Source organism: Methanosphaera sp. WGK6, from assembly GCF_001729965.1.
Lineage (GTDB): Archaea > Methanobacteriota > Methanobacteria > Methanobacteriales > Methanobacteriaceae > Methanosphaera.
On sequence record NZ_JRWK01000007.1, the window covers coordinates 85,282 to 111,210 of the forward strand.

Consider the following 25,929-nt stretch of genomic DNA (forward strand, 5'->3'; position numbering starts at 1 on the left):
ATACAACCTAAAAAATGTTTTTTAAATAATTTATAAACTATTGTTATTTTTGTGAAAAGTTATTAATAGTATTTATCCTATTTGAATAAAAATGTTTTGAAGATTAAAAAAATAGAGAAAGAATAAAATTATATGAATTTAGACATGTATGGACCATCTTTATGATATCCTAATTTACGATAATAATCTCTTACGCCTATACCACTTATAATCAGCATTTTATTTCTCTCAAATTCATTTTTAGCAATTTTTTCAGCTTCTTTAATAAGTTCTGCACCATAACCTTTATGTTGCCATAGATTTTTCTCATTTTTACCTATTTTCTGCATTTGTCCATAAACATGTAATTCTCGTATAAGTGCACTGTTATTTGTTATTTCTGGACGGAATATATTTTCAGAAGGTATTCTTAATCTAGTAAATCCTATTATAATATCATTATCAGGATCTTCTATAGATAAAAATATTTCGCGTCCTCCAGTTACTTCATAGTCTGTTCGTAGTAATTCTATGTTATTATAATTTGGTTCAACACCCTGTGCTCGTTTATGTCCTACTTCTCTACATCGAATACATTGACATTGCACATCTTCTTCTTCAAGTCTATTATATACTAATTCTCCTAGATTAGATTTCTTTACTCCTGCATCAATTAATGTGGCTGGAATATCTCTTTGAATTCTCATAGTTCTAACCCATTTAGGAAGTATCTTTTTAACTTCTACAATTAAATCTACTGCTTCTTCAGATGTGTAAGGTTCATATTCACCTTTTTGCCACATCTCATAGAATTCAGAACCTTCTGTAACAAGACATGGATATATTTTTAACATATCTGGTGAAAATAGAGGTTCAGTGAATAATCTTTTAAACATGTTTAAATCACTGTTAAATGTGGAAAGTAATCCTGGCATCATATGCATAGCCACTTTTATACCGGAGTCTCGAAGAAGTTGGTTTGCTTCAATGACATCTTGAATTCTATGTCCTCTATCCACTCGGTTATAAATATAATTATATAATGTTTGTACTCCTAGTTCTACACGAGTAACTCCAAAATCCAACATTCTATTTACATCTTCTTGTTTTGCAAAGTCAGGTCTTGTTTCAAATGTTAACCCAATACATCTAACTTTACTGTGTTCATTTATTTTTTTCACATCGTGTAAATATTGGAAATCAGTTGGTGGTGTTATATTTGCTTCTCTTTGATTTGGAGGAAGATTATGAATTATTGATGAAAAATCATTCATAGCTCGTAAACACTGTGTTACAAACCATTGTTGATAATCAATAGGTCTTGATGCAAATGTTCCTCCCATAATAATAAGTTCTACTTTATCTATTGGATGTCCTATATTTCTTAGTTGATATAATCTATTAAATGTTTGAATATAAGGATGGAAATTAAACATTCTTGCTCTTAAAGCTGCTGGTTCTTCACCAGTGTAACTTGGAGGAGCTATACTACTTTCTGGACAATATTTACAACGACCATGAGGACATTTATGTGGATGACACATTACTGCAACAATAGCTACTCCTGAAATTGTCCTAGTAGGTTTTTTCATAAGTATTGGTCTTAAAGAATCAAGTTCTTCAGGTTTTGCATATTGTAATATTTTAGAATTACTCATAAAACCAGGTAAATTTAAATTTCTACATGTTTGTATTTTCAATTTTTCCAATTCTTTTTTTGTTGTTATGTTATTTTTTTAGAGCTTCTTCTATTATTAATCGACATGCATCTTCCATTTATTATCCTCCTTACACAAAAAAATTACTTATTTATTAATTTATTTTTAATCAAATATAAAACAATACAAATTTAAAACATGAATAGTAAATAATATATTATAAAACTTATTAGGAGTGTTCTACATGAAAATCACGGAACTTATTAATAAAAAAGTATTAGATGATAATGCTAATGAAATTGGTAAAATTCAAAACATTGATTTAGATTTAAAAGAAAATACAATTTCAAAAATAATCATTAATCTAAATGAACTTAGTTTAAGAAAAACTACTGTTGAAGCAACAATCGATATGGTGTCTGAAATTGGTGATTATTTATTATTAAATGTACCTAAATCAGAACTTCTAAAAGAAGAAGAACCAGTTGAAGTTCCTGATGTAGAAATAGTTAATCCAAATGAATTAGAAGAGAAAAGTAAATAACTAATTCACTTTTCAGCTTATTTTTTCATATTACGTTCTTGTAATGTTAATACTGCATTTTTAAATTCTTTTCTGAATTCCATTACCTCTTCAGTAGGTATAGAATAACTTACTCGTACATATCTATCCCCAAAGAGTTTACTAGTATAATTTCCTTCTCTTACAAATATATTTTTTTCTTCTAAAAGATATTCTGATAATTGTACTGGTTCAATACCTGTTTCAGATATATCAATAACCATCATATTTCCATCAGATGGATAAACTGGTAAAAATGTACCTGGTGTTTCATCAACAGCTTCCTTTATTAATTTTTGATTATTGAAACAAGTTTGTCTTATATCTTCAATCCAGTTTGACTTACTTTTTAAACCAGCAATTCCTGCTTCTTGTGCTAATGAATTTGTTCCTAAATCATTAATTACACTAGCTCTCATTGGTCTCATTAAGTCAGGAGAACTTATTACAGCACCAATTCTTAAACCAGCCATTCCAAATATTTTAGAAAAACTATATACTGTAATTGTATGTTCTGGAGCATATTTTGCCACTAAAGTATGTTCTCTTGCAAAATCTTTGTAGGTTATATCATGCAATACTATAATATTATTTTCTTTAGCAATTTCTGCAATTTCTTTTATTTCATCTTCTGTATAGGCAGTTCCTAATGGATTTAATGGATCTATTAATATTATTAATTTAGTTTCTGCATCCATATTTTGTCTAATGAGTTCAGGTGTTAATTTATAACCACATTCTTCATTATATATTGGTACTTCTTTTACATGATTTCCAAATCTGTTACAAAAATTGTTAATTATAAGATATCCTGGATCTGATGCTATTGTATTTGTTACATGATATAATGATGTACTGATTGCTAAGTATAATGATTCTGTTGCACTTGCTGTTACTTGTATATCAAATATATTTGAATCTAAACCTAAATCTTCAAGAATTAATTCTTTTAATTCTGGAAAACCTTCAGGTGGTGGATATTTACAATAATCTCTTTTTTTAGCTGCTGTGATTAAAGCATTTTCTATATCCTTATCTTTTTGAAGATGGTTTGTATTTTGACCCATCCATATTAAATCTTCTTTTTTATATAAATAATCAAAGAAATCATTTATATTATCAAATCCTTTTGGTATTCTTTTTTCTTTTTTCTTAAATGCCATATATACACACCTATATTTCCATTAATTATGTTATTCCCTCATCAGTAATTGAAAATGTGACTGATATTCCAGGTGCCTTTGTTTTATGTCTTTGTAATATTGCTGAACGTTTTGTTGAACCTGGTATTCTTTCTATTTCAACAATAATTTTACTCCAATATTTTAAAACAGTCCCCCCAATTGGTTCAACTATTAGATCATCTTCATCAAATGGTGAATATATTTGATTTGTTATTAGTACTGCTATATTATATTCCCTACTTAATGTTAGAATTTTAGCCATTGTACGTCCTAATTTCTTATTAATATCAGAAGGATCCCCTTCTTCTACACGATATAATGCAACAATTGAATCTATTATCAGAACATCTATGTTTTTCTCTTCTTGAAGTAGCTTTTCAATATTTTGAATATCTAATTGTTGTTCATTAAATGATTTTGGTTCAAATAGATAAATATTATTCGCTATTGAATCAAAATCAGATCCCGCTATTTGTTGTATTCTTTCTAAGGATAAACCACCTTCAGTATCCATATATATTGCTTTAGAATTATTTTTTGTAGATTCATATAAAACAGTTAAAGCTATATTTGTTTTACCACAACCCGGTGGTCCATAAATCTGAGTTATACAACCTTTTTCAATTCCACCACCTAAAATATCATCTAATGATGAATTTGTAGGAATTAGAACAGATTTTGTTAAGTCTGAAAGTGTTCTCAATTTAATATCCCCATTTTTTTTCTAATTACTAAAACATTTTTATAACTAAGTTATATTTTGTAATTAGTAATATAAATATTTGAATTACGAATAGTGAAAAAAATCAAGATTAATCAATCAATATACAAAAAAAAGGTTATTTAATTTAAAAGTTTTAAAAAAAAGAAAAAGGTTAGAATGTTGTATTTTTATACAACTTATGTACTATTAGTAGATGTGCTGGCATACTCATATACATCCCATACACTTATTCCAGGCTCAGAGTGAGTCATGTTAAATCTTGTTGTGTTCATTCCACTTTCAAGATATAATTTTGTGAATACAGAATCTTCTAAGTATGAATCAAATAATACTGTGAAGTAAGAACCATCAGTTTGATGTATTGCCATGATAGACATGTTACTATTATTATTAACTATTCTTTCAGTTAACTGATTGTTATCCACATATATTAATTTATGTGGTTTAATTAATTCATTTCCAGTACCATCTGTTAATTCAGTAGCCATACGTTCTTTATCTTCTGTTGTAGATTCATTTAATGTTTTATTTAATTTAGATTGATCTACATATGCAAATGTCATACTGGTTCCATTTGTATCATTACTTGTTGAAGCTACTCCAACAATTCCATTACTATAATCTAAAGTAAAGGTATTTCCATTTATTTGCTCAACTTCACTTTGTCCTGGATAATATGAGTAATGTGTTGAGGTTTGGTTTTGGAAATCCCATGTACCAAAGTAAGACCACCATGCTGCTTTTGAAAGCATATCTGAACTTAATATTAAATTAACTGGTTTTGTATTAGCCGGATGTGTTAAATCTAATACTGCATTAGCTTCTTGTTGAGATAATCCATATGTTCCAGTTAATGCTGTGTTTGCTGCTGTTCTATCCATTGGTAGAATTGCATTTAATATTTCTACTGATTTACTTGTATCATTTGTATATAAATCTAATGTATTTGAAGCTTCTTCTCCACTATTTGCTAACATTCTTAGAATACCAGCAGATAAGTTTTCATCATGAGTTTGTAATGCATTACCTATCCAATATGCTCTCATATTGTTCTGAGAACCTCCATCAAATACTACTTGACGATCAGCTACTGCTGTGAATAGGTGACCGAAGTCCCACCAAGATGCAAGTACTGTATCTTCAGCTGTGTTTGCTTTTATCCAAGTTAATGTGTTGTACATATCATCATTTGTACTTCCCACAGCAGCTGCTGCAGTAGTATGGTCTGCCATCATTGGACTTGCAACTGCTAGTAATACTAGTACTACTGCTATGGCTGTAACATAAGATTTTTGTTCTATTTTTAAGTCAACATACTTAATTATTATTCCTACGAATAATCCTGCAAGTAAAGCTACTGGCACTTCAAATTGTTCTATAAACCTTGTACCTTGAGTTAACATTACAGCTATACCTAAAATCCAAAGTAATGTTAGAACAAATAGGAATAAATTATTATTCTTTTCATCAACAGTCCATTCAAATTTTCCAGGTCTGAATACATGTTCATGATGAGCCATTTCTTCTGCTTTTTTAGTTTTAGGTGTATATCTTCTGTTTCTAACTTTTTTATCTGTTGGAGCTTGAACTTCTTCAACAATTTTTTCTTCTGATTTTGGTCTTTTTCTTAAAACATATGCCAATAATACTAAACCAAGTAATGCATAAATTAAAGAGAATAAACCTCCACTTTGATTTGCAATGTCAATTACTTCTGGTATTTGCATCTCACCTACAGATACATATACATTAGGATATGCTGTACCTGCTGTAGCACTTTGTAAACTGGTAGATAAACCAACAACACTTGATATTGATTCAAACATTGATCCACCAACAGTAATTACTAATAATATTACTGATGCTATAATAAATACAATTAAGGTTATTGTAACTGGATTATTAGATAACCATTCTTTGACATTGGAAATATTTTTACCATCTTTTTTATCTACAAAATAACTAATTGGTAAATATAATATTAATGTACCAAATGTTAATAAAACCATATAAGTATATCCACTCCAAGATAGAGAGAATAATGCTAAGAATAATGCTGAAATTATTGCATAAATTCCTTTATATGCTGGTTTTTTAGCATATACACTTTCTGTTAAGAAAAGTACTATCATTAAGGGTAATAATACGTTGAACATATCTGTATCAAAGAAACCACCATATGTGTGTGAGAAATATGCTGGTGCTGCTCCTGCAATTATACCTGCAACAATTGCTCCCCATGTACTACCAGTAGCTCGTTTTACTATGAAAAATGCTGGTAATACTGCTAAAGATCCTATTATTGGACCTAACCAGAATGCAACTTGTGTTAATGATACTGATCCAAATAAGTTTACAAAATTATAAACTATTGCAGCTAAAACTATAATTACTGGTTGATAATCTGCTTCACGACCATTTGGTGACGTAGATAATGAATCCCAATCAGTTCCATTAATAACACTATCACCCAAGTGACCTGTTTCTAAGTAATTCTCAGTTAAACGATAATTATAATATGAGTCTATCTCCGTGAAGTACGGCATTCCACTATCATCTTGATATAATGCTTTTTGACTTGAATCTGAGATTCCACCGAGATTTACTGTTTCTGCTCTCACTGCAAAAACTGCTAATACTAGTAATATCGCTATGAGAAATGGCGCTATTTTAATTGCTAATTTTTTATTGTCCATGTGATAATTCTCCTTTTTACCTCCAATTTTGATGGAAAGTAGGATAATATTCATCTACTATTGATAAAGTGTTTCTTTCAATTCAAATTATAAACAGTATCTAACGAGAATAAATTATTCAATACTAGATTGTTTATTATATATTAATCAAAAAAATATCCTTATAAAGATTTAAGTTTAAAGATATATTTAAATTTATAAAAAATAGTTTTAAAAAAAATAGAACAATATAAAAGTAGAAAAAATAAAAAAATAAAAAATAATTAATTAAAACAAGAATAAAAAATAATAACTAACTAATTTTATTAAAACTCACTTCAAAACAAATTATTTAAAGTATACTATACACATAAGAATTAAAAAAAATTAAAAAAAATCCATTAATACTTATTGAAATATATGAAAAAAATTTTAATAAAAAATAAAAATCATAATATAATATATTATATAGACGAATTTCTATTATAAAAAAATAATTTATAAATCAACAAAAAAATAACAGGTTGATCATATAATGACAAAGGATATCTTAACATATTTTCAAAACAAAAAATGGTTCAGAGACAGAATAGAACATATAGAAGAAATACCAGCAAGAAGAGCAAGATACACAACAGAAAAAGTAGAATTACCTAAACCTCTCGAAAATTACCTTGAAGAAAATGAAATTAAGTTATACACACACCAATATAAATCATTAAAATATGTAAGAGAAGGACATAATGTTATTATCACAACACCAACCGCTAGTGGAAAAACATTATCCTTCACACTACCCGTACTAGAAGATTTGACAAATAACAAAGAAGACACTGCATTATATATATACCCAACAAAAGCATTAGCTAATGATCAACTAAAAAGTATACTAAAAATAGATGAAGCCTGTGATTTAGAAATATTTCCTGCCAAATATGATGGAGATACTCCTAAATCCAAACGTCCAGAAATAAAAAGAAAATCCCGACTTGTCATAACAAATCCATACGAACTACATCTCATATTACCATGGCACAGTCAATGGAAACGATTCTTTGAAAATATAAAATATATAATTATTGATGAAGCACACCAGTACCGTGGAGTATTTGGATCCAATATGGCATTTCTTATAAGACGTTTGAAACGAATATGTAAGTTTTATGGTTCAGAACCTCAATTTATTATATCAACTGCTACACTAGCAAATCCTGTAGAATTTAGTGAAAAGTTAACAGGACTTGAATATAAACTAGTTGATGAAAATGGGTCACCTTCAGGTAAAAAATACTTCATATTCTTCAATCCATACGCTATAGAATCAAAAAATCCATCAATACATAATGACACATTACAACTATTTAATACATTTATCCAAAATGACTTTCAAACAATATGTTTTGAAATATCACGAAAAATGGCAGAAGTAATAGCACTACGATCAAAAGAACAATTCAAAACAAAACAGCCAGAACTATGTAATAAAATAACAGCATATCGTGCAGGATATACTGTAGATGAAAGAAAAAAAATTGAAGACGATCTTAAAGAAGGAAAACTAAAAGGTATTGTCACAACAAATGCATTAGAACTAGGAATTAATATAGGTTCATTAGATAGTGTAATTATCTCAGGATATCCAGGAACACTTATATCCACATGGCAACAAGCAGGACGAGCAGGACGAAGTAATCAAGAATCAATAATAACCATGATTGCATTTCAAAACCCACTAGATCAATACTTTATGAAACATCCAGAATTATTTTTTAATAAAACACATGAACATGCAATAATAGATTTAAATAACCAACAAATACTACGAGACCACCTGAAATGTGCAGCATATGAAAATCCTTTAAAACTTAATGAAATTGAAAGTTTTGGATTTGATGATGAAGGTATTGTAATAGATGAAATAAGTGATCTTGAAACAGAAGGTATTATAAAATATGCCGACAACCAATGGATATATGATGACCAAAATCTATTAAAGAAAGATAAATCACCTAACTTTGAAGTAAATCTAAGTGACGTTCGTTCAGAACCATACAAAGTATTTAATGGAAATCAATTCCTTGAAGAAATGAATGAAAAGCAAGCATTTAGAGAAGCTCATGAAAATGCAGTACTAATCCATAATGGAGACACCTACCTTGTAAGAAAAATGGACATACAAGAAAGAAGAGTGTATGTTAAAAAGAAAAATCTAAATTATTATACTCAAGCATTGAAAGAAGTAGATGTAAAAATATTAAGAGAAGAAAAGGAAGAAAAAATAGGAGATATTACACTTAGTTATGGTCGTCTAAATGTAACTGAAAAATATGATAGATATAATGTAATAAATTATAGTAAAATAATTTCTTCAAAGAAATTAAATTTACCACCATTAAATTTCAAAACAAAAGGATTTTGGTTCACCATACCATTTGAAATAAAAGAACAATTAAAAGAAGAACTAATAAATGATGAAAAATTTAATGACGTTTTCATGGGTTGTCTACAAGGAGTAGAAAATGTAATGCTCTCTGTTACACCATTTCATGTAATGTGTGATACCTATGACTTAGGAGGTGTTACTAAAAATATGCATGAAAATACATTAAATGCAACTATATTCATATATGACGGATTTGAAAATGGAGTTGGATTAACCCTAAAAGCATTTAAATTATTTAAAAACATTATTAAAATGGCATATGAGCTAGTTAGAGATTGTGAATGTGAATCTGGATGTCCAGCATGCATATATAGTTCACAACAACAGACAGATGATAAATACTTGAATAAAAAGGGCACATTAATTATATTAAAAGAGTTATATGAAATAATTTCAAATAATTAAAAAAAAGATAGGATAAGTGAATTATTCTATTTATTTAACTTCTTCTTTTTCATTTTGTGATTTTTCAAAATCAGCTATTGATGAAGTAAATCTACATTTAGGAAAACCTGTGCATCCAATAAATTCACCATAACGTCCCATACGTTTTATAATATCATTTCCACATTCAGGACATTTTCCAACCACATCATTTGTAGATTTTTGACCACCATTCGCACATTCAAAGTTAAGACAAGCTCTTTGTCTAGGTTTACCATAAGATATTAATGGTAATCCACATTTTTCACATTTAGTTTTTAGCACATTTGCTCCTGATGGTAATGAATATGTTTTCTTACATTTAGGATAATTTGAACAACCTACAAATTTTCCACCACGTGGTGATGAAATAATAATTAAATTACCACCACATTCACATTCACCAACAATTCTACTTTGTTCATAAGCACCATAGAGTTCTTTACCAATATCTTCACTATTTTCATCAATAGAATCAAGAATACCATCTAATTCATTTTTAGCTTCATCAATAACATTTATTTCTGTTATTTCATGTTCTTTAATGTTAGATAAGTCTGTTTCAAATTCACGAGTCATTTGTTCACTAGTTATTCTTTCAGAATATTTTCCAAGTGTATCAATAATTTGTTCACCTAATTGACTAACTTCTATTTTTTTACCTTCAACATATTTTCTAGTATATAATATAGAAACAATATTTGCCCTTGTAGACTTTGTACCTAATCCCCGTTTTTCCAATTCTCTAATTATTGATGCTTGATTATATCGTGCTGGTGGTTTTGTTTCTTTTTCTTCACTTTTAACTTTAGCTTTAGTTGTTTCACCTTCAGATATATCAGGGAATTCTTCATTTTTAACTTTTTTATATTGATATGGATCTAAGTTTAACCAACCTTCTTTTGAAATTCTTTGTCTTGAGAATTCAAAAGGTTCTTCTCCAATATCCAAGTCCACTTTTATGGATTCAATTTCTGCAGGTTCTCCAAATAGACTAATAAATCTATAAGTTATTAAATCATATATTTTCTGATAGTCTGCAGAAATATCCTTAGGTAATGTTCCAGTTGGATGTATTGCAGGGTGTGCTTCATCAGTTTTTTTACCTTCATTTGGTTTGAGTGGTTGTTTTAATTGTTTAATTTTATCTTTATATTTAGGGTCTTTTGATAATTGATTTAGAATATTAGGTAGTCCCAATGAGTCAGGTAATTTTTGTGAAGATGTTCTTGGATATGAAGTATATCCTTCAACATATAAATTCTGTGCTATTTGTTGTGTTTTTCTTGGAGTAAAACCAAATTGTGCATAGGCTTCAGATTGTAATGTTCCTAATTCAAATGGAACTGGTAGTGATTTACTAGATGTTCTTGTTGTTATTTTTGTTACTGTTGCATCTTTTCCTTTACAGTTATCAAGTATTTTCTTAACTTCTTTTTTATCAAAGATTTTACCTTTTTTATGGTCAGCTATTATTCCTTTTTGAATTTTTGCCTTGATTAACCAGTATGGTTCTGGAATAAATTTTTTTATTTCTTTTTCACGTTCTGCTAGAATTGCAAGGGTTGGTGTTTGTACTCTCCCTGCAGATAACTGAACATACCTATTTGAAGCTTTTGACACTGAATCAGTCATTGATTTAGATATATTTACCCCAAATAAAAAATCAAGAATATGTCTTGCTTCACCACTATCTATCCAACTTTGATCATCTTTAAGCGGATATGCTTCTGAATAAGATTTTATAAGATCTTTTTTAGTTAACGCTGAAAATTTCATCCTAAATGAATTTTCTATACTATTACTTCCACAAATATATTTTAAAGCATTATATCCGATTAAGGTCCCTTCTGTATCATAATCACAGGCATGTATAAATCTATCAGCATTTTTTGAAAATTTTTTTATAGTATCAATATAATTTTTAACATATTTTTTTGATTTATCTGTTTCATATAATGGTACCCATTCTACATCATATAATCTTTTTTTCTTTTTATCTGCTGCTTTTAATGAAAATAAATGACCTACTGCAGATAATACAGTAATAGTATCCCCATTATCTTTAACAATTTCATAATATGGTACTCTTTTATATGAATTTTTTACTGGTGAATCTGATAATGCTTGAGCTACTTTTTCTGCCACTTTAGGCTTTTCACAGATAATTAATTCACTCATTATTAAATCTCCCATCCTTTTTTTATTATACTAATAGTGTATTATTCAAAAATTAGTAGTAATAATTATAACTAAATTTAATTCTATTTTTTGAATTTATTCTATATAAAATGATATTTTAATCTATAATATATAATATTGTAGTTTTTCAAAAAATTGATTATTAATTATAAGTAAATATTTTATTAAAATTTAAGAGTAATATATAATTTATTTTACATAATAAAAACAAATATAATAATCAAAGGTGAATTACATGTTAATCGGAGTTATATCAGATACACATATTCCATTTAGATCCTATGAAATTCCAGAAATTGTTTTTAATGTATTTGATAATGTGGATATGATATTACATGCAGGAGATATTGAATCATTAAGTGTTATTGAATCATTAGAAAAAATTGCACCTGTTACAGCAGTACATGGAAATTGTGATCCTAATTTAGGACTTAATGAAAGTGAAGTAATAGAAATAGAAGATTTGAAAGTAGGCTTAATCCATGGTGTTGTATATCCAAAAGGTGATACTCAACAATTATATTATAAAGCTAAAGAATTAGGAGTAGATGTATTAATAAGTGGACATACTCATCAAGCTATGATAGAACAAATAAATGATGTGTTACTTCTTAATCCAGGTAGTCCAACACAACCACGTTTAACTGATCCTACAGTTATGTTACTTGAAATTGAAGGATCAGAAGTTAAAGCAGATATTATTAAAGTAGGAAGACCTACATGCAAAGCTTTGGATTTTTCACAATTTAAATAAGGAGGAATGTTATTTATGAGTCGTTGGAAAGCAAAACATGATAAAGAACATTATTATAAATTAGCTAAAAAACAAAATTATCGTTCAAGAGCTTCATATAAAATAAAACAATTAGATAAGAAATATAATTTATTAAAACCAGATTACAATGTTGTTGACCTTGGTGCTGCACCAGGAGGCTGGAGTCAAGTAGTAGCTGATGTAATTGGTGAAGAAGGAACTGGTCAAATAATTAGTGTGGACCTAGAATACATTAAACCAATAGACCATGAAGCATATACAGGTGTAAAAGGAGATTTCACCACCCCTGAAATACAGGAGACAATTATTGAATTAATTGATGGTAAAGCAGATGTTATATTATCTGATGCATCACCCAAATTAACTGGAATTAAAGATATAGATAATTTCAAAGCATATGACCTTGCAATGGCTGTTATTGATATTACTGAAAATATCCTAAAAAATGAAGGTAATCTTATTATGAAAGCATTCCAAGGTGAAGCTTACCAAGAATTAATTAAAAGACTTAAGAAAAAGTTCAGAAATGTTAAAACCACCAAACCTAATTCATCCCGTAAACGTAGTGCTGAAATGTATGTTATTGCACGAGGATTTAAGGGCGGTAAATAACTAATTAATATAAAAATTTAAAAAAAGATAAATAAATGAAGGATAAATGACAACTTATTTACTTGCTGTTATATTATTATAAATTCCTTCAGCTTCTTTTAATTCTTCTCTTACCTGACTAATTTTATTTTTAATGAATTGATCAGATTTACCATTACCAATATCACTTTCAAGTTCAGTTAAAGTCTGATTCGATTCTGAGAGTTTTATTTTCCCATTATTAAACATTGTTTTAACATTTGCATCAGGCATTGTTCCTAATTGCTGATTTAAAGAAGTGTATTTTTGAGATAAATTATTATACTCCATCTTTAATTGATTTAAATCATCATAAGATGCTCCACTATTAACAGTTGTGGATACAGAATTAGTTACTCCTGAAACAAATATATAACCAACAACAAATAAAGTTAATAAAATTAAAATTATACCAATTAATGAAATTGTTAGAGAAGTTGTTTTAAATAATTTCAACCTTGATCTTTTCATACAAAACCTCTGATACGTTACATGATATATCAATTTGTTAGTTATTTAAACTTTTATTTTTCAGAGTATTAATATTATACTAGTTATATATTAAAAAAATATTCAACCTAAATAATAAAAAACATGAGCTAAATAAAATAATAATATATGACAGTAGAAACTAATAGAAATTCATTTACATCATCAACTGTAAAACTTGAAGAATTCTTCAGTACTCGTTGTAAAGATGAAGTATTTGCAGTTTTAGATATGTATCCTGAGGAAAAATCAGTTATTGTTGATTATAATGATTTAGAGATGTTTGATCCAGACTCTGCTGATTTATTAATTGAAAAACCTGATGAAACCCTTGAAGCAGCAAGTAAATCTATTGTAAATATAGATCCACAACGGAAAAATGCACAGTTAAATGTGCGATTTAAAAATGTACGTAATATTGTACCACTACGATTTTTACGTAGTGAATTTATTGGTAAATTTGTTGCCGTTGATGGTATTGTACGTAAAACTGATGAAATTCATCCACGTATAATAACAGCTGTTTTTGAATGTAGAAGCTGTATGAGAATACATGAAGTTGAACAAAAATCAAATATTATTCATGAACCTGCAGTATGCAGTGAATGTGGTGGACGTTCATTTAAATTAATTCAAGATGAATCAAGATACATGGATACTCAAACAGTAAAACTACAAGAACCCCTTGAAAACCTATCTGGAGGAGATCAACCAAGACAAATAAATATCATCCTCGAAGATGATATGGTTGATACTTTAACTCCTGGAGATAAGGTTAGAGTAACAGGTATTTTAAAAACAAATCGTGATGAACGAACAAAACGATTCAACAACTACATTTATGGTAATTATTTTGAACCATTAGAACAAGAATTTGAAGAATTACACATTGATGAAGAAGATGAAAAAGAAATTATAGAATTAGCAAAATCTCCTGATATTTATGATAAGATTATTGATTCTACTGCACCATCAATACAAGGTTATTATGAAGTAAAAGAAGCTATTGCATTCCAATTATTTGGAGGTACTGCAAAAGAGCTTGAAGATAAAACACGTATTAGAGGAGATATGCATATACTTATTGTAGGAGATCCCGGTATTGGTAAATCTCAGATACTGAAATATGTATCCAAACTTGCACCAAGAGGTATTTACACAAGTGGTAAAGGTACAAGTGGAGTGGGACTTACTGCAGCTGCTGTACGTGATGATCTCGGTGGTTGGAGCCTAGAAGCAGGTGCTCTTGTACTTGGAGATAAAGGTAATGTATGTGTAGACGAATTAGACAAAATGCGTGAAGAAGATAGATCTGCAATACACGAAGCATTGGAACAACAAACAATATCAATAGCAAAAGCAGGTATTATGGCTACATTAAACAGTCGTTGTAGTGTACTTGCTGCAGCAAACCCTAAATTTGGTAGATTTGACCGTTATAAATCTATTGCTGAACAAATTGATTTACCATCACCAATTTTATCACGTTTTGATTTAATATTCATTATTGAAGATAAACCAAATGCAGAACGTGATCATAGCTTAGCAGGACATATTCTTAAAATACATCAAGAAAGCACAATCCCTTATGTAATTGAACCTGAATTAATGAGAAAATATATTGCATATGCACGTAGAAATGTACAACCTACATTAACCAAGGAAGCAGCAAAAGTATTGCAAGACTTTTATGTAACTATGCGTAGTGGTGCTATTGATGAAGAAGCCCCAGTACCAATTACTGCTCGTCAACTAGAAGCTCTTGTACGTTTATCCGAAGCTAGTGCTCGTATAAGATTAAGTAATGAAGTATTGAAAGAAGATGCTGAAAGAGCTATTAAACTACAAGAAGATTGTATGAAACAAGTAGGATATGATCCAGATACAGGTAAAGTAGATATTGATAAAGTAGAAGGTAGAACATCGAAATCAGAAAGAGATAAAATAAACATAGTTACTGATGTTATTAAAGAATTATCTGAAGAATATGAAGGAAATGCTCCTAGAAATATTGTTTATGCTGAACTAGCAGATAAATATAATATTGATGAAAATAAAGTTGATAATCTTATTAATATGCTTAAAAGTAAAGGTGTTATATATGAACCTTCACCAGACCACTTTAAAGTAGCTTAGATAATTTAATAAAATTAATTAATAATGATTTATAAAATATTATAATATACTGTATAATTATCATTTAATTATAACATGAACTTTTTATAAATCAATATAATCAATGAATTATCCAAAGGGAGGTAAAATTTAATGGCTAGAAAAGACGATATGGACTTTAAAGAATATGAAGAACTATTAGATCAAGCTTATGATCAATTACCAGATAAAATCTTTGAAGCAAAAAGATTTAAAATACCAAAAGGATACTCTGTTATTCAAGGAAATCGTACAATTATCAAAAACTTTGGTGATGTATCCAGAACATTAAACAGAGACCCTCAACATGTTCTCAAATACTTATTAAGAGAATTAGGTACTTCAGGAAATGTTGAAGGAAATCGTGCTATACTTCAAGGTAAATTTACCCACTATGTAATTAACGATCGTATAAATGAATATGTAGATAACTTTGTAATGTGTCATGAATGTAACAGACCAGATACAATCATTATACGTGAAGATCGTATTGATATGCTTAAATGTAGTGCATGTGGAGCTAGAGCACCACTCAAATCATTATAATAGTATAAACATACTATTATATTTTTTAAGCTCCTTAAAACAAGAAAAAAACTTTTTTTTATTAAAAAATAAATATAAACTTATTTATTCATATAATCAAATACTGAGTGATTAAATGTTTTGTATATTATGTAACAGTGAAGAAAAACTATATGAAGGATTATGTAAAAGCTGTTATCTTAAAGAATTTGAACTTATAAAAGTACCAGAATATGCTAAATTTACCGTATGTTCTCATTGTGGAGCCACATTAAAACATGAAAAATGGGTTCAAACAGGATACTATGATGATGAAATTATTAATGATGCTATCTACAAAGATATTAAAATCAATGAAAAACTAAAAAATGTAGATATTACAACTGAAATTACTAATAATAGAGGCACAGTATATGAATGTATACTTCATGTATATGGTGAAATAATTAATGAACCAATTGAAAAAACATACCCTATTGAAGTAAAAGTAGAAAAAGGTGTATGTCCTGATTGTAGTAAATTTCATTCTGGATACTATGAAGCTGTAATTCAATTAAGAGCAGATGATAGAAAACTAGATGATTATGAAATAAGAGAAGCTGATGAATTCATAGCAAATGAAATACAAAGAATTTGTAAGACTAATAAATTAGCTTATGTTACAGAACGTATTGTTCTTAAAGAAGGAATTGACTATCAAGTTGGTTCATATAATGCAGCACATAAAATTGCAGTTAATATGCAAAAACAGTTTGGTGGCGTTATTACTGAATCTAGAAAGATTGTAGGTCATGATAAATCAAGAAGTAAGGACTTATATCGTACATGGTTATCTGTTAGATTACCTGCATTCCATAGAAATGAATTCATAGAACATGAAGATAAAATTCTACAAATAAAGAAAATTGGAAGTCATAAATTTTCAGGAGTAAATCTAAGTACAAATGAACTAGAATCACTCACATGGAAAGAATATGATAAAATAAAAAAAATTGGGACACAAGAAGATATTAGACAAACAACAGTCACTAATATAACACCAACAGAAATCCAAATACTTGACCCTGACACATATATGACAGTAGATCTTAAAAAAACTGAATCTATGAATAATATAACTATTGGTCAAGAAATAAATGTCATAAAAATAAAAGATATGATATACATAGTATTATAATATAAATATATTTACTAACTTGAAAATGAGGGAGGAAAATAAATGGACATAGATACTGCTATAGAAAATATTTCAAGAAACACAGTAGAAATCATAGAAATAGATGAATTAAAAGAATTATTAAAAAAGGATGAAAAAGTAGCTTATGTTGGATTTGAACCATCAGGTAAAATACACCTAGGTCATGCTTTAACAATAAAAAGAATGAAAGCATTACAAGATGCTGGTTTTAAAATTAAAATATTTATTGCTAACTTACATGCATACCTTAATGGTAAAGGAACACTTGAAGAATTAAATGAAACAGCAGCATACAACATTGAATGTTTCAAAGCATTAGGCTTAAGTGAAGAAACAACTGAATTTATATATGGATCAGACCGTATGACTCCTGAATACATCGTTAATGTATTCCATGCATCCACATTAACAACAATTCAAAGAGCACAACGTAGTATGGCACAAATTTCAAGAGGAGATGCACATAATGTAGCAGAAGCTTTATATCCAATTATGCAGGTTATGGATATTCATGATCTTAAAGCTAATGTTGCAGTTGGAGGTATGGAACAAAGAAAAATCCATATGTTAGCTAGAGAAGTTCTTCCAAAATTAGGACTTGAAGCTCCAGTATGTATCCACATCCCATTAATTCATGGAACTGATGGATCTGATAAAATGTCAAGTAGTAAAGGAAACTTTATTGCAATAGATGATTCACCAAAAGATATTAAAAATAAAATTAATAAAAGTTTCTGCCCTACTGGTGTTATTGAAGATAACCCTGTACTTGAACTTGCTCATTACTACATCTATGATGAAAATGAAACCATGTTAATTGAAAGACCTGAAAAATTTGGTGGAAATCTTGAATTAACAGAAGAAGAATTATTAGATATCTATGCTAAAGAAGAATTACATCCAATGGACTTGAAAAATACAGTTAGTAAATATTTAATTGATATTCTTGCTCCTGCACGTGAATATATGGAAAATCTATAATTTGGTGAGATAATGTGTGCAAAACATACAATGAGAGTTTTATCAGGTATGCAGCCAAGACAAGTAGATGAAATGATTGATGAATATCATTTGAATATGCTTCAAACTGATAAGGGAATTATTCTATTTGAAGGAGAACTTGAAGATTTAAGACGTGCTACTAAGCATGTGGTTGATGTTACATTACCACCAGGCCCTACAGTAAGTGAAATAAAACAAGCTGTTGATAAATTTGATGTGCAACTTAAACAATCTGATGAAGGTCCTCAATTACATGGAACATTATATGATGTTAATGATGCAATTAATTACATTGTTGATATTATGAGGGAAAGATTAGATTTTTAAACCCTCTTTACTATTTTTTTAAAAAAAAAGTTATTTGAAAATAAATATTATATTTTTAATATTGTAGCTATTTTTTCACGTATTTCTTCTTGAACTTCTTCTGTTGATGGTGTTGCATCTATTTTTATTATGTTTTTTTCTGTTTTTAATAGTTTAAGATAGTTTTTTCTTGTTTTTTCAAGAAATGTAATAGTTTCAAATACTTCTTCTTTATCACAACGTTTTATAGCATCCTGTTCATTTAAATCAAGTATTATTGTAAGATCAGGTTGTGGTGTGTGTATGTTTATATTTGCCACCCAACTAATATCTATTGACTCATTATTCTGGTAGCATATACTTGAATAAAAGGATCTATCACTTAGTATTATTTTATCTGAGTTTTTTGCATCTAGTATTTCTTGTTTTAGTGTTAATCTGTCTGCTGCAAATAGTAATGCTAGCATTTGTTGATTTATATCATTTGTTGATTCTTCTTTGAGTAGTTGTTTTCTTATTAGTTGACCTATTTCAGAATTTGTTGGTTCTACTATTATCTTTGTTTCATAATTTTTTGTAGTTAGCCATTCTTTTAATAATTGTGTTTGTGTTGATTTTCCTGCACCATCTATTCCTTCTAATACTATGTACATTTTTTTTAACTCTCTAGATTATATATTATTATATTTTAAACTAATTCTATTTTAATTATTAAGTCAAATATTATATTATATAATATGTTATTTCTAGGAGGAAAATAGTTTGGCTAATGATGATTGTAAAATATTAGCACCAGTAGGTTCTGAGGATGTTTTACCTGCAGCTGTTTTTAGTGGAGCAGATTATGTGTATTTATCAGGAAATAAATATGGTGCTAGAGATTTTGCTGATAATTTTAATTATGATGGTTTGAAAAATGCTATTAATTTCTGCCATAAATTTAATGTTAAGGTTTTTGTAACTGTGAATATTTCTATTCTTGAATCAGAACTTATTGATGTTTTAGATTATGTTTTTTATCTTTATAGTCATGGTGCTGATGCTGTGATTATTCAAGATATTGGTCTTGCATCTATTGTTAGAGAGTTGATTCCTGATTTAGAATTACATGCTTCTACTCAAATGACTATTTATGATTATTCCTTTGTTAAATGGTTAAGTGAAAATGGTTTTAGTAATGTTAATATTTCACGAGAAGTTCCATTAACTCGAATTAAAACTATTGTATCTAAGCTTCATGAATTTAATCATGATATTAATATAGAAGTGTTTGGTCATGGTGCTCTTTGTTATTGTTATTCAGGTCAATGTCTTATGTCCTCATTTTTAGGTGGACGTAGTGGTAATAGAGGTTTATGTGCTCAACCTTGTCGTATGAGATATATTCTTGAGGATTCATATAATGTTCCTCTTACAGATAGTACTTATCTTCTTAGTACTAAGGATCTTTGTACTTATAATAATGTTAAGGATTTTATTGATGCTGGTATTGATTCTATTAAGATTGAAGGTCGTATGAAAGCTAAGGAGTATGTTTCAAGTAGTACTTATTGTTATAAACAAGCAGTTGAAGGTAATTATAATGCAGATGATTTCTTATTACTTAATCTTGCATTTAATAGAGGTTTAACTAGTGGTTATATTAATGAAAATAGTTCTGATGATGTTGTTGGTCGTGAACGTTCTGGTAGTCAAGGTTATCCTATAGGTCGTGTGATTAAAGTTGAAGAAAATAAGATTACTATTAAGTTTGGTAATCGTCGTTTTCCTACAAAGATTGTTAATGGTGATGGTCTTAAATTTGAGTATGAGAATGAAAGTTGTGGTATGTATGTTAGTAAAATTATTTCACAGACAAAGAATAAAATCACATTACTCAATAAAAAGAATATTCCAGTGGAAGAAGACTCAATGGTCTATATCACTTATTCAAAATATTTACAGGATAAGACCAAATCAATAATAAATCAAAAACACCTTCATAAAATAGGACTTAATCTTAATATTAGTATAAATAATAATAGTCAAATGGTAATAAAATGTACTTCAGATAATCTTAAAAAACCAGTTACATATACAAGTAAAGAAGTATTTGAAGAAGCAAAAAATAAGCCATTGACAAAAGATACTGTAAACAAACAATTACGAAAAACAGGAAATACTACATTTAAAATCAATAAAATAGACTATGAAAACTTCCAAGATAACTTATTTATGCCAATGTCCTCATTAAATAATATAAGACGATCATTACTTGAAATAATAGCAAAAAATATACGTAAATCATATATTCCACCAAAAGGAAAAATACAAAAAATTCAAGATAATATTGAATCATTTAAAAAAGAACATTACCATAATAAAAATAACATAGATTCTGATAAAACATGGAATATATACATTAATAAAATACAACAAGCAGAAATCATTACAAAATATGATTATATAGACACAGTATATTATGATGGAAGTTATAACTATGATTCCATAAAAGATTATTGTCAAAATATATATGATGAACTTAGAGAAGTAAAAAAAATAATTGGAGATAAAAAATTAGTATGGATTTTGCCACAACTTTTACTTGATAATGAAATTGGACATGTTAGTGAAATTCTACTTAAATTCAATTATGAAGATATTGATATTAAAGTTCAAACAGATAATATTGGAGTAGCTAATGAATTAGATACTAATTGTTATGGGAATAATTTGAACATATATAACAATTATTCTATTAAAACACTAAGTGAAAATCCCGGATTTGAAAGATTAACAATTTCCAATGAATTATCATATAATGATATTAAGAAATTAAAAAATTATTGTTCACTAGAATATATTGTATTTGGTAATGTTCAATTAATGTTAAGTGAAGATGACTTTGAAAATCTATTAGATTCATATAGAACCGATTATTACTACCTTGTTGATAAAAGACATAACAAATTTAAATTATTATTTGACTGTTATAATCATAGTCATATATTTGATTACAGATTACTTGATTTATCAGAACATCTTGATAAAATATATGATACATCAATTTCAAGTCTAAGTATTGATTCTAGATTTTTTAACTTAGAAGATACTGAGAATATAATCAAGTATTTTGAAGATAAAATAAATAACAAAAAAAGCTCATTAACTTTGACTAAGAATAATGAATTTTACCCTTGTAATTTTGAAAGAGGAGTTTATAAATAATAAAATTATAACTCCTTAAACTATTTTTATAATACACCTAACATTTTTAGTCCAATATATAATACTACTAGTATATGAAATACTTTTAAAATGCTATCATTAACATTTTTTGATAATTTTGCTGCATAACCCACAACAATAGTACTAATTAATGTTAAAACAATAAACTGTACCATATTTACATAACCTAATGAAAACTCAGGAAGACCTACTACATTCCACCCAATAATAATATATGCAATTAAACCCCCAAGAGATGTTGCAATAATAGAAGCAGAAGAAGTTCCAATAGCTTTATGAGTAGGATACTTAAGAAGTATAGTTAACACAGGAATCATAATAATTCCACCACCCACACCAAGTAATCCACAAAGTAAACCTGCAACTAACCCAAGTAACGCATGTTTAATTCTACTTTTACTAATATTATCATCATTATCAGGATATTTAATTAAAATCATATTAATTACAACAACAATACACATTAAACCAAATAAGAATTGAAGAAAACCAACATCAATATGTGTTGAAATAAAAGCACCAGTAATTGCTCCAATAAAACCTAAAATCATTAACAAAGGAAGATAATCCATCACAACAAAACCATTATGCCAATGCTCATAACTACCCCTTATCATTGTCACAAAAATAACAGCAAGACTAGTTGCAAAAGCCATTGGCAAAGCTATTGATTGTTCAACACCAGAAGCCAATAAAAGATAATACTGAATAGGAGTAAAAATTAAACCTCCACCAACACCTAAAAGTCCAGCCATACCACCCCCAAAACATCCACCAATAATTAAAAGAATAATATAAACAATAAAATCCATAAAAATAACCACCATATACATTTTTAATATAATAAATAAAAACTTATCATAAGATAAACTAATAATTATATATTAATTATCTTTTTTAAAATATATAATCTAAAAAATAGGGAGGGCTGTCATATATTCGATATAGAAAATATAAAAGGTGTAGGAAGTAAATTAATCAATAAAATAATTCAAACATACGGATCATATGATGAATTTGTAAATTCAATGAAAAATTATGATATAGACAAACTAATGAATATAACAGGATTAAGTCAAAAAAAAGCATTAGAAATAGTAAGATATATTCATGGAAACAAAGAAAACAACTTCTTAAAAACAGAACAATCACAAAATATCTATGAAGATATAATAAAAAGAATAATAGAATTTGCAAACACTGACTATGCAAGAAACAGAGTACTTCTATTAAGTCCTACAACAAACTATGATGAAATAAAAGAAACAAATAAACTCATAGAAAAAACAATAAACGAAACACAAGACCTAGACTATCAATACATTAGAACACTATATGAAAAGATAAAACCATTACAAAAAGAAATAAAACCAAAATTCAATGATGTGTATGCAATAATATGTGAAGACTATGAAGATTACCTATCACTACTACAAAAAGGATTCAACAAATATTGTAATGTATATCCACTAGAAGACCAAGTAAATCTAAATGAATTTGAATTTGTAATATACCTATATAATGAATACAATATGGATCCAGGTGAAACAACAAACATTGTAACAATAAGTAACAGCAGCCCAGACTATGAAATACAACCAAACATAATACTAGAATACTACAAACAAAACAGAGAAATACTAGAAAATGTATACAACCTAAGACAATACCTTGGAATGGAAAGTTGTATAAATGAAGTACTAGAAGCATTAGATAATATACAACTCGAAAAGAAAAATAAAGTAGCTATCCTAGATATTATCGAAGACATAAAAGACAAATCCAATGAAACAATAAACGAAGCAATAAAAAACATAGCACTAGAAGGAGACGAAATACTACAACTACTAAATAATGAAGGAGAACTTCCACCAAAGATAATGACAATATTCAACGAAGTACTAGATGAAGCAAAAGAAGAAATAAGTAACGAAACAGGACTACTATTTGATCCATTTATAATAAAATATCCACTAGAACTAGATTATGAAGAAATAAAAAGAGTCCAAGAAAATGCAATAGCAAACATACACCTCAAAGAATATGAACAACAACTAAATGCATGTACACTACTTGAAAAATACAACAAACAAGTAGAAAATGAAACAAAAGAATTAATACACTATGACTACTCCTTCACATTAGCAAGCTTCAGCAAATTCTATGATTTAACAATACCCCAACTAGGTGAAAACTATCAACTAACAGACAGTCTACATCTAACACTAAAACAACAAGAAAAAATAAACAACATCACAACACAAAAAGTAACATACAATATGGATGAAGAAAATAACATCATCCTACTAACAGGAGCAAACAGTGGAGGAAAAACTACACTACTTGAAACAATAGGACAACACAACATAATGACCCATATGGGATTAGGAGTCTGCTCCAAAAAAAGCAACAATACCAAAAACAAACGAAATATACTATTTTACAAAAAAACAATCATTAAATGCAGGAGCATTTGAAACATTCCTAACATCATTTATCCCAGTCACAATAGGACAAGAAAAACAATTAATATTAATTGATGAACTAGAATCCATAACCGAACTAGAAGCAGCAATAAAAATAATCATAGGATTCATAGAACACATACAAAACAAAAATTCATATGCAATAATAGTAACACATATGGCACCCGAAATACTAAAAAGAACAAATAATACAAAAATAAGAACAGATGGAATAGAAGCAAAAGGTCTTGATGAAAACTATAACTTAATAGTAGATAGAAGTCCAAAAATAAACTATCTAGCTAATAGTACACCCGAATTAATACTTAAAAAAATATATGAAAAATCAGAAGAACCATTGAAAAGTGTTTATAAAGATATATTAGACAAATTCTAAAAAAATAAACTCCAAAACCCTCTTTTTTCTTTTTAAAAATTAATTAAAAGTTATTGCCTGTTTACTAACTCTCCAGATCACAGGTAGATTACCAACATCCCTCCCCGAGCAACCCTCGTACCAGGCAGTCACACTTTAATACTAGCTATCCATTACAGATTAAGAATAATTAAAAATTAAACTTAAAGTATTAATCTATTATAAATATAATAGAAATGACATATAATAATCTGTTAATCATACTATTTTTAAGTTACCATGAAAATAAAATAAATAATATATTAATTAAAAAATATTGTTAAAAATTAGACTATAAAATACTATAAAAAAAAGCTATAAAAATTTTATGCCGTGGGCCGGACTTGAACCAGCGACATCCAGATCTTCAGTCTGGCGTTCTCCCAACTGAACTACCACGGCAATTAATAAAAATATTAAATTAAAAACAGAATCTTAAACTTACTACAAAAACTAGAACAGTACATAATAAATTCCAAATAAAATATAATAAAACAAGCAATTTTTTTTAATAAGTATTAAAAGGCCGGCAACTTTCCGAAATTCCCATAGACTTACCACCTATAGTACAAGACAGAACGTAGATAGACTTTATTACTGAGATCGAGACGAGATCAGATGTGACCCTATCGCTATGGTCGCCGTACCAATGAATGTTATTATATATATAAGTCATTATATATATACTTTACTAATCATCAATGTATATCCAAATTAAAACTAGTATCATCCAAATACTGAATACACCTAACTAGAATAGAAAAAAATAGTTTTTCAGAATAAAACATGTGTCATTAGACTCATGAATAAGAATAACATAATATACTTATAATAATATTACAAGAAAATGATTCTTATATAAACCTTGAACTAAAAGTCTAATCTATTATTA

The 25,929-nt window shown here is 28.0% G+C and carries 19 protein-coding genes, 1 tRNA gene, 1 rRNA gene and 1 pseudogene; 12 read left to right on the forward strand and 10 right to left on the reverse strand.

Translation table 11 applies throughout. The annotated features are described in order from the left end of the window. Nucleotides 1–128 precede the first annotated feature (128 nt). A pseudogene (locus NL43_RS05030) lies at nucleotides 129–1,755 on the reverse strand (tRNA uridine(34) 5-carboxymethylaminomethyl modification radical SAM/GNAT enzyme Elp3). A 126-nt stretch (nucleotides 1,756–1,881) separates the two neighbouring features. Between NL43_RS05030 and NL43_RS05035 the strand changes: the two are divergent. After that, entirely contained in the window at nucleotides 1,882–2,181 is a 300-nt protein-coding gene (locus NL43_RS05035; protein WP_069592953.1) for a PRC-barrel domain-containing protein, read from the forward strand. A 17-nt stretch (nucleotides 2,182–2,198) separates the two neighbouring features. Here NL43_RS05035 and NL43_RS05040 read toward each other — a convergent pair whose 3' ends face one another. From NL43_RS05040 to NL43_RS05050, 3 genes are all read right to left on the reverse strand, one after another. Then, on the reverse strand, nucleotides 2,199–3,362 hold the full coding sequence (locus NL43_RS05040) for a pyridoxal phosphate-dependent aminotransferase (protein WP_069592954.1): 1,164 nt from the start codon (nucleotides 3,360–3,362) through the stop codon (nucleotides 2,199–2,201). Nucleotides 3,363–3,387: 25 nt separating this feature from the next. Beyond that, the gene (gene radB, locus NL43_RS05045; RefSeq protein ID WP_069592955.1) at nucleotides 3,388–4,086 is read right to left on the reverse strand and encodes a DNA repair and recombination protein RadB; all 699 of its coding nucleotides are present in this window, start codon (nucleotides 4,084–4,086) and stop codon (nucleotides 3,388–3,390) included. A gap of 197 nt (nucleotides 4,087–4,283) precedes the next feature. Continuing rightward, a complete protein-coding gene (locus NL43_RS05050) occupies nucleotides 4,284–6,803 on the reverse strand; it encodes an STT3 domain-containing protein (protein WP_069592956.1) in 2,520 nt (839 codons plus the stop codon). Nucleotides 6,804–7,317: 514 nt separating this feature from the next. Between NL43_RS05050 and NL43_RS05055 the strand changes: the two genes are divergently transcribed. After that, nucleotides 7,318–9,630, forward strand: coding sequence for a DEAD/DEAH box helicase (locus NL43_RS05055; protein WP_069592957.1), 2,313 nt, complete (start codon nucleotides 7,318–7,320; stop codon nucleotides 9,628–9,630). A 30-nt stretch (nucleotides 9,631–9,660) separates the two neighbouring features. Here the strand turns inward: NL43_RS05055 and topA are convergent, their stop codons facing one another. Then, a complete protein-coding gene (gene topA, locus NL43_RS05060) occupies nucleotides 9,661–11,829 on the reverse strand; it encodes a DNA topoisomerase I (protein WP_069592958.1) in 2,169 nt (722 codons plus the stop codon). Between the two features lie 247 nt (nucleotides 11,830–12,076). Between topA and NL43_RS05065 the strand changes: the two genes are divergently transcribed. Both NL43_RS05065 and NL43_RS05070 read left to right on the forward strand, forming a co-directional pair. After that, entirely contained in the window at nucleotides 12,077–12,604 is a 528-nt protein-coding gene (locus tag NL43_RS05065; protein ID WP_069592959.1) for a metallophosphoesterase, read from the forward strand. Between the two features lie 15 nt (nucleotides 12,605–12,619). After that, entirely contained in the window at nucleotides 12,620–13,237 is a 618-nt protein-coding gene (locus NL43_RS05070) for an RlmE family RNA methyltransferase (protein ID WP_069592960.1), read from the forward strand. Between the two features lie 54 nt (nucleotides 13,238–13,291). On the opposite strand, the gene NL43_RS05075 is transcribed toward NL43_RS05070, so the two are convergent. After that, complete coding sequence (locus NL43_RS05075) at nucleotides 13,292–13,726, reverse strand: hypothetical protein (RefSeq protein ID WP_069592961.1); 435 nt, start codon at nucleotides 13,724–13,726, stop codon at nucleotides 13,292–13,294. A gap of 147 nt (nucleotides 13,727–13,873) precedes the next feature. Between NL43_RS05075 and NL43_RS05080 the strand changes: the two genes are divergently transcribed. The 5 genes from NL43_RS05080 to NL43_RS05100 all read left to right on the forward strand — a co-directional run bounded on the left by NL43_RS05080 (nucleotide 13,874) and on the right by NL43_RS05100 (nucleotide 18,950). Beyond that, complete coding sequence (locus NL43_RS05080; protein WP_069592962.1) at nucleotides 13,874–15,880, forward strand: minichromosome maintenance protein MCM; 2,007 nt, start codon at nucleotides 13,874–13,876, stop codon at nucleotides 15,878–15,880. A 150-nt stretch (nucleotides 15,881–16,030) separates the two neighbouring features. After that, nucleotides 16,031–16,444: a translation initiation factor IF-2 subunit beta gene (locus NL43_RS05085; RefSeq protein ID WP_069592970.1), complete on the forward strand. Its 414-nt coding sequence runs from the start codon at nucleotides 16,031–16,033 to the stop codon at nucleotides 16,442–16,444. 115 nt (nucleotides 16,445–16,559) lie between these two features. Beyond that, on the forward strand, nucleotides 16,560–17,600 hold the full coding sequence (locus NL43_RS05090) for a 60S ribosomal export protein NMD3 (RefSeq protein WP_069592963.1): 1,041 nt from the start codon (nucleotides 16,560–16,562) through the stop codon (nucleotides 17,598–17,600). A gap of 42 nt (nucleotides 17,601–17,642) precedes the next feature. Beyond that, nucleotides 17,643–18,602 carry a tyrosine--tRNA ligase gene (locus NL43_RS05095; RefSeq protein ID WP_084790417.1) on the forward strand — a complete coding sequence of 320 codons (960 nt, stop codon included), beginning with the start codon at nucleotides 17,643–17,645 and terminating at the stop codon, nucleotides 18,600–18,602. Between the two features lie 12 nt (nucleotides 18,603–18,614). Beyond that, entirely contained in the window at nucleotides 18,615–18,950 is a 336-nt protein-coding gene (locus NL43_RS05100; RefSeq protein ID WP_069592964.1) for a hypothetical protein, read from the forward strand. Between the two features lie 47 nt (nucleotides 18,951–18,997). Here NL43_RS05100 and tmk read toward each other — a convergent pair whose 3' ends face one another. Continuing rightward, nucleotides 18,998–19,582 carry a dTMP kinase gene (gene tmk / locus NL43_RS05105; RefSeq protein WP_069592965.1) on the reverse strand — a complete coding sequence of 195 codons (585 nt, stop codon included), beginning with the start codon at nucleotides 19,580–19,582 and terminating at the stop codon, nucleotides 18,998–19,000. A gap of 109 nt (nucleotides 19,583–19,691) precedes the next feature. Here tmk and NL43_RS05110 point away from each other — a divergent pair, with 109 nt between their 5' ends. Then, nucleotides 19,692–22,136: a U32 family peptidase gene (locus NL43_RS05110; RefSeq protein ID WP_069592966.1), complete on the forward strand. Its 2,445-nt coding sequence runs from the start codon at nucleotides 19,692–19,694 to the stop codon at nucleotides 22,134–22,136. A 26-nt stretch (nucleotides 22,137–22,162) separates the two neighbouring features. On the opposite strand, the gene NL43_RS05115 is transcribed toward NL43_RS05110, so the two are convergent. Continuing rightward, nucleotides 22,163–22,969: a sulfite exporter TauE/SafE family protein gene (locus NL43_RS05115; RefSeq protein WP_069592967.1), complete on the reverse strand. Its 807-nt coding sequence runs from the start codon at nucleotides 22,967–22,969 to the stop codon at nucleotides 22,163–22,165. A gap of 141 nt (nucleotides 22,970–23,110) precedes the next feature. On the opposite strand from NL43_RS05115, the gene NL43_RS05120 reads away from it, so the two are divergent. Together NL43_RS05120 and NL43_RS08160 are read left to right on the forward strand one after the other, a co-directional pair. Beyond that, nucleotides 23,111–24,634, forward strand: coding sequence for a hypothetical protein (locus NL43_RS05120; protein ID WP_371325644.1), 1,524 nt, complete (start codon nucleotides 23,111–23,113; stop codon nucleotides 24,632–24,634). Between the two features lie 166 nt (nucleotides 24,635–24,800). Beyond that, nucleotides 24,801–25,019: a hypothetical protein gene (locus NL43_RS08160; protein WP_084790419.1), complete on the forward strand. Its 219-nt coding sequence runs from the start codon at nucleotides 24,801–24,803 to the stop codon at nucleotides 25,017–25,019. Between the two features lie 347 nt (nucleotides 25,020–25,366). On the opposite strand, the gene NL43_RS05125 is transcribed toward NL43_RS08160, so the two are convergent. Together NL43_RS05125 and rrf are read right to left on the reverse strand one after the other, a co-directional pair. Next, nucleotides 25,367–25,439: transfer RNA gene (locus NL43_RS05125), tRNA-Phe, on the reverse strand. Between the two features lie 122 nt (nucleotides 25,440–25,561). Then, nucleotides 25,562–25,683: ribosomal RNA gene (gene rrf, locus NL43_RS05130) — 5S ribosomal RNA — on the reverse strand. Between the last annotated feature and the right edge of the window lie 246 nt (nucleotides 25,684–25,929).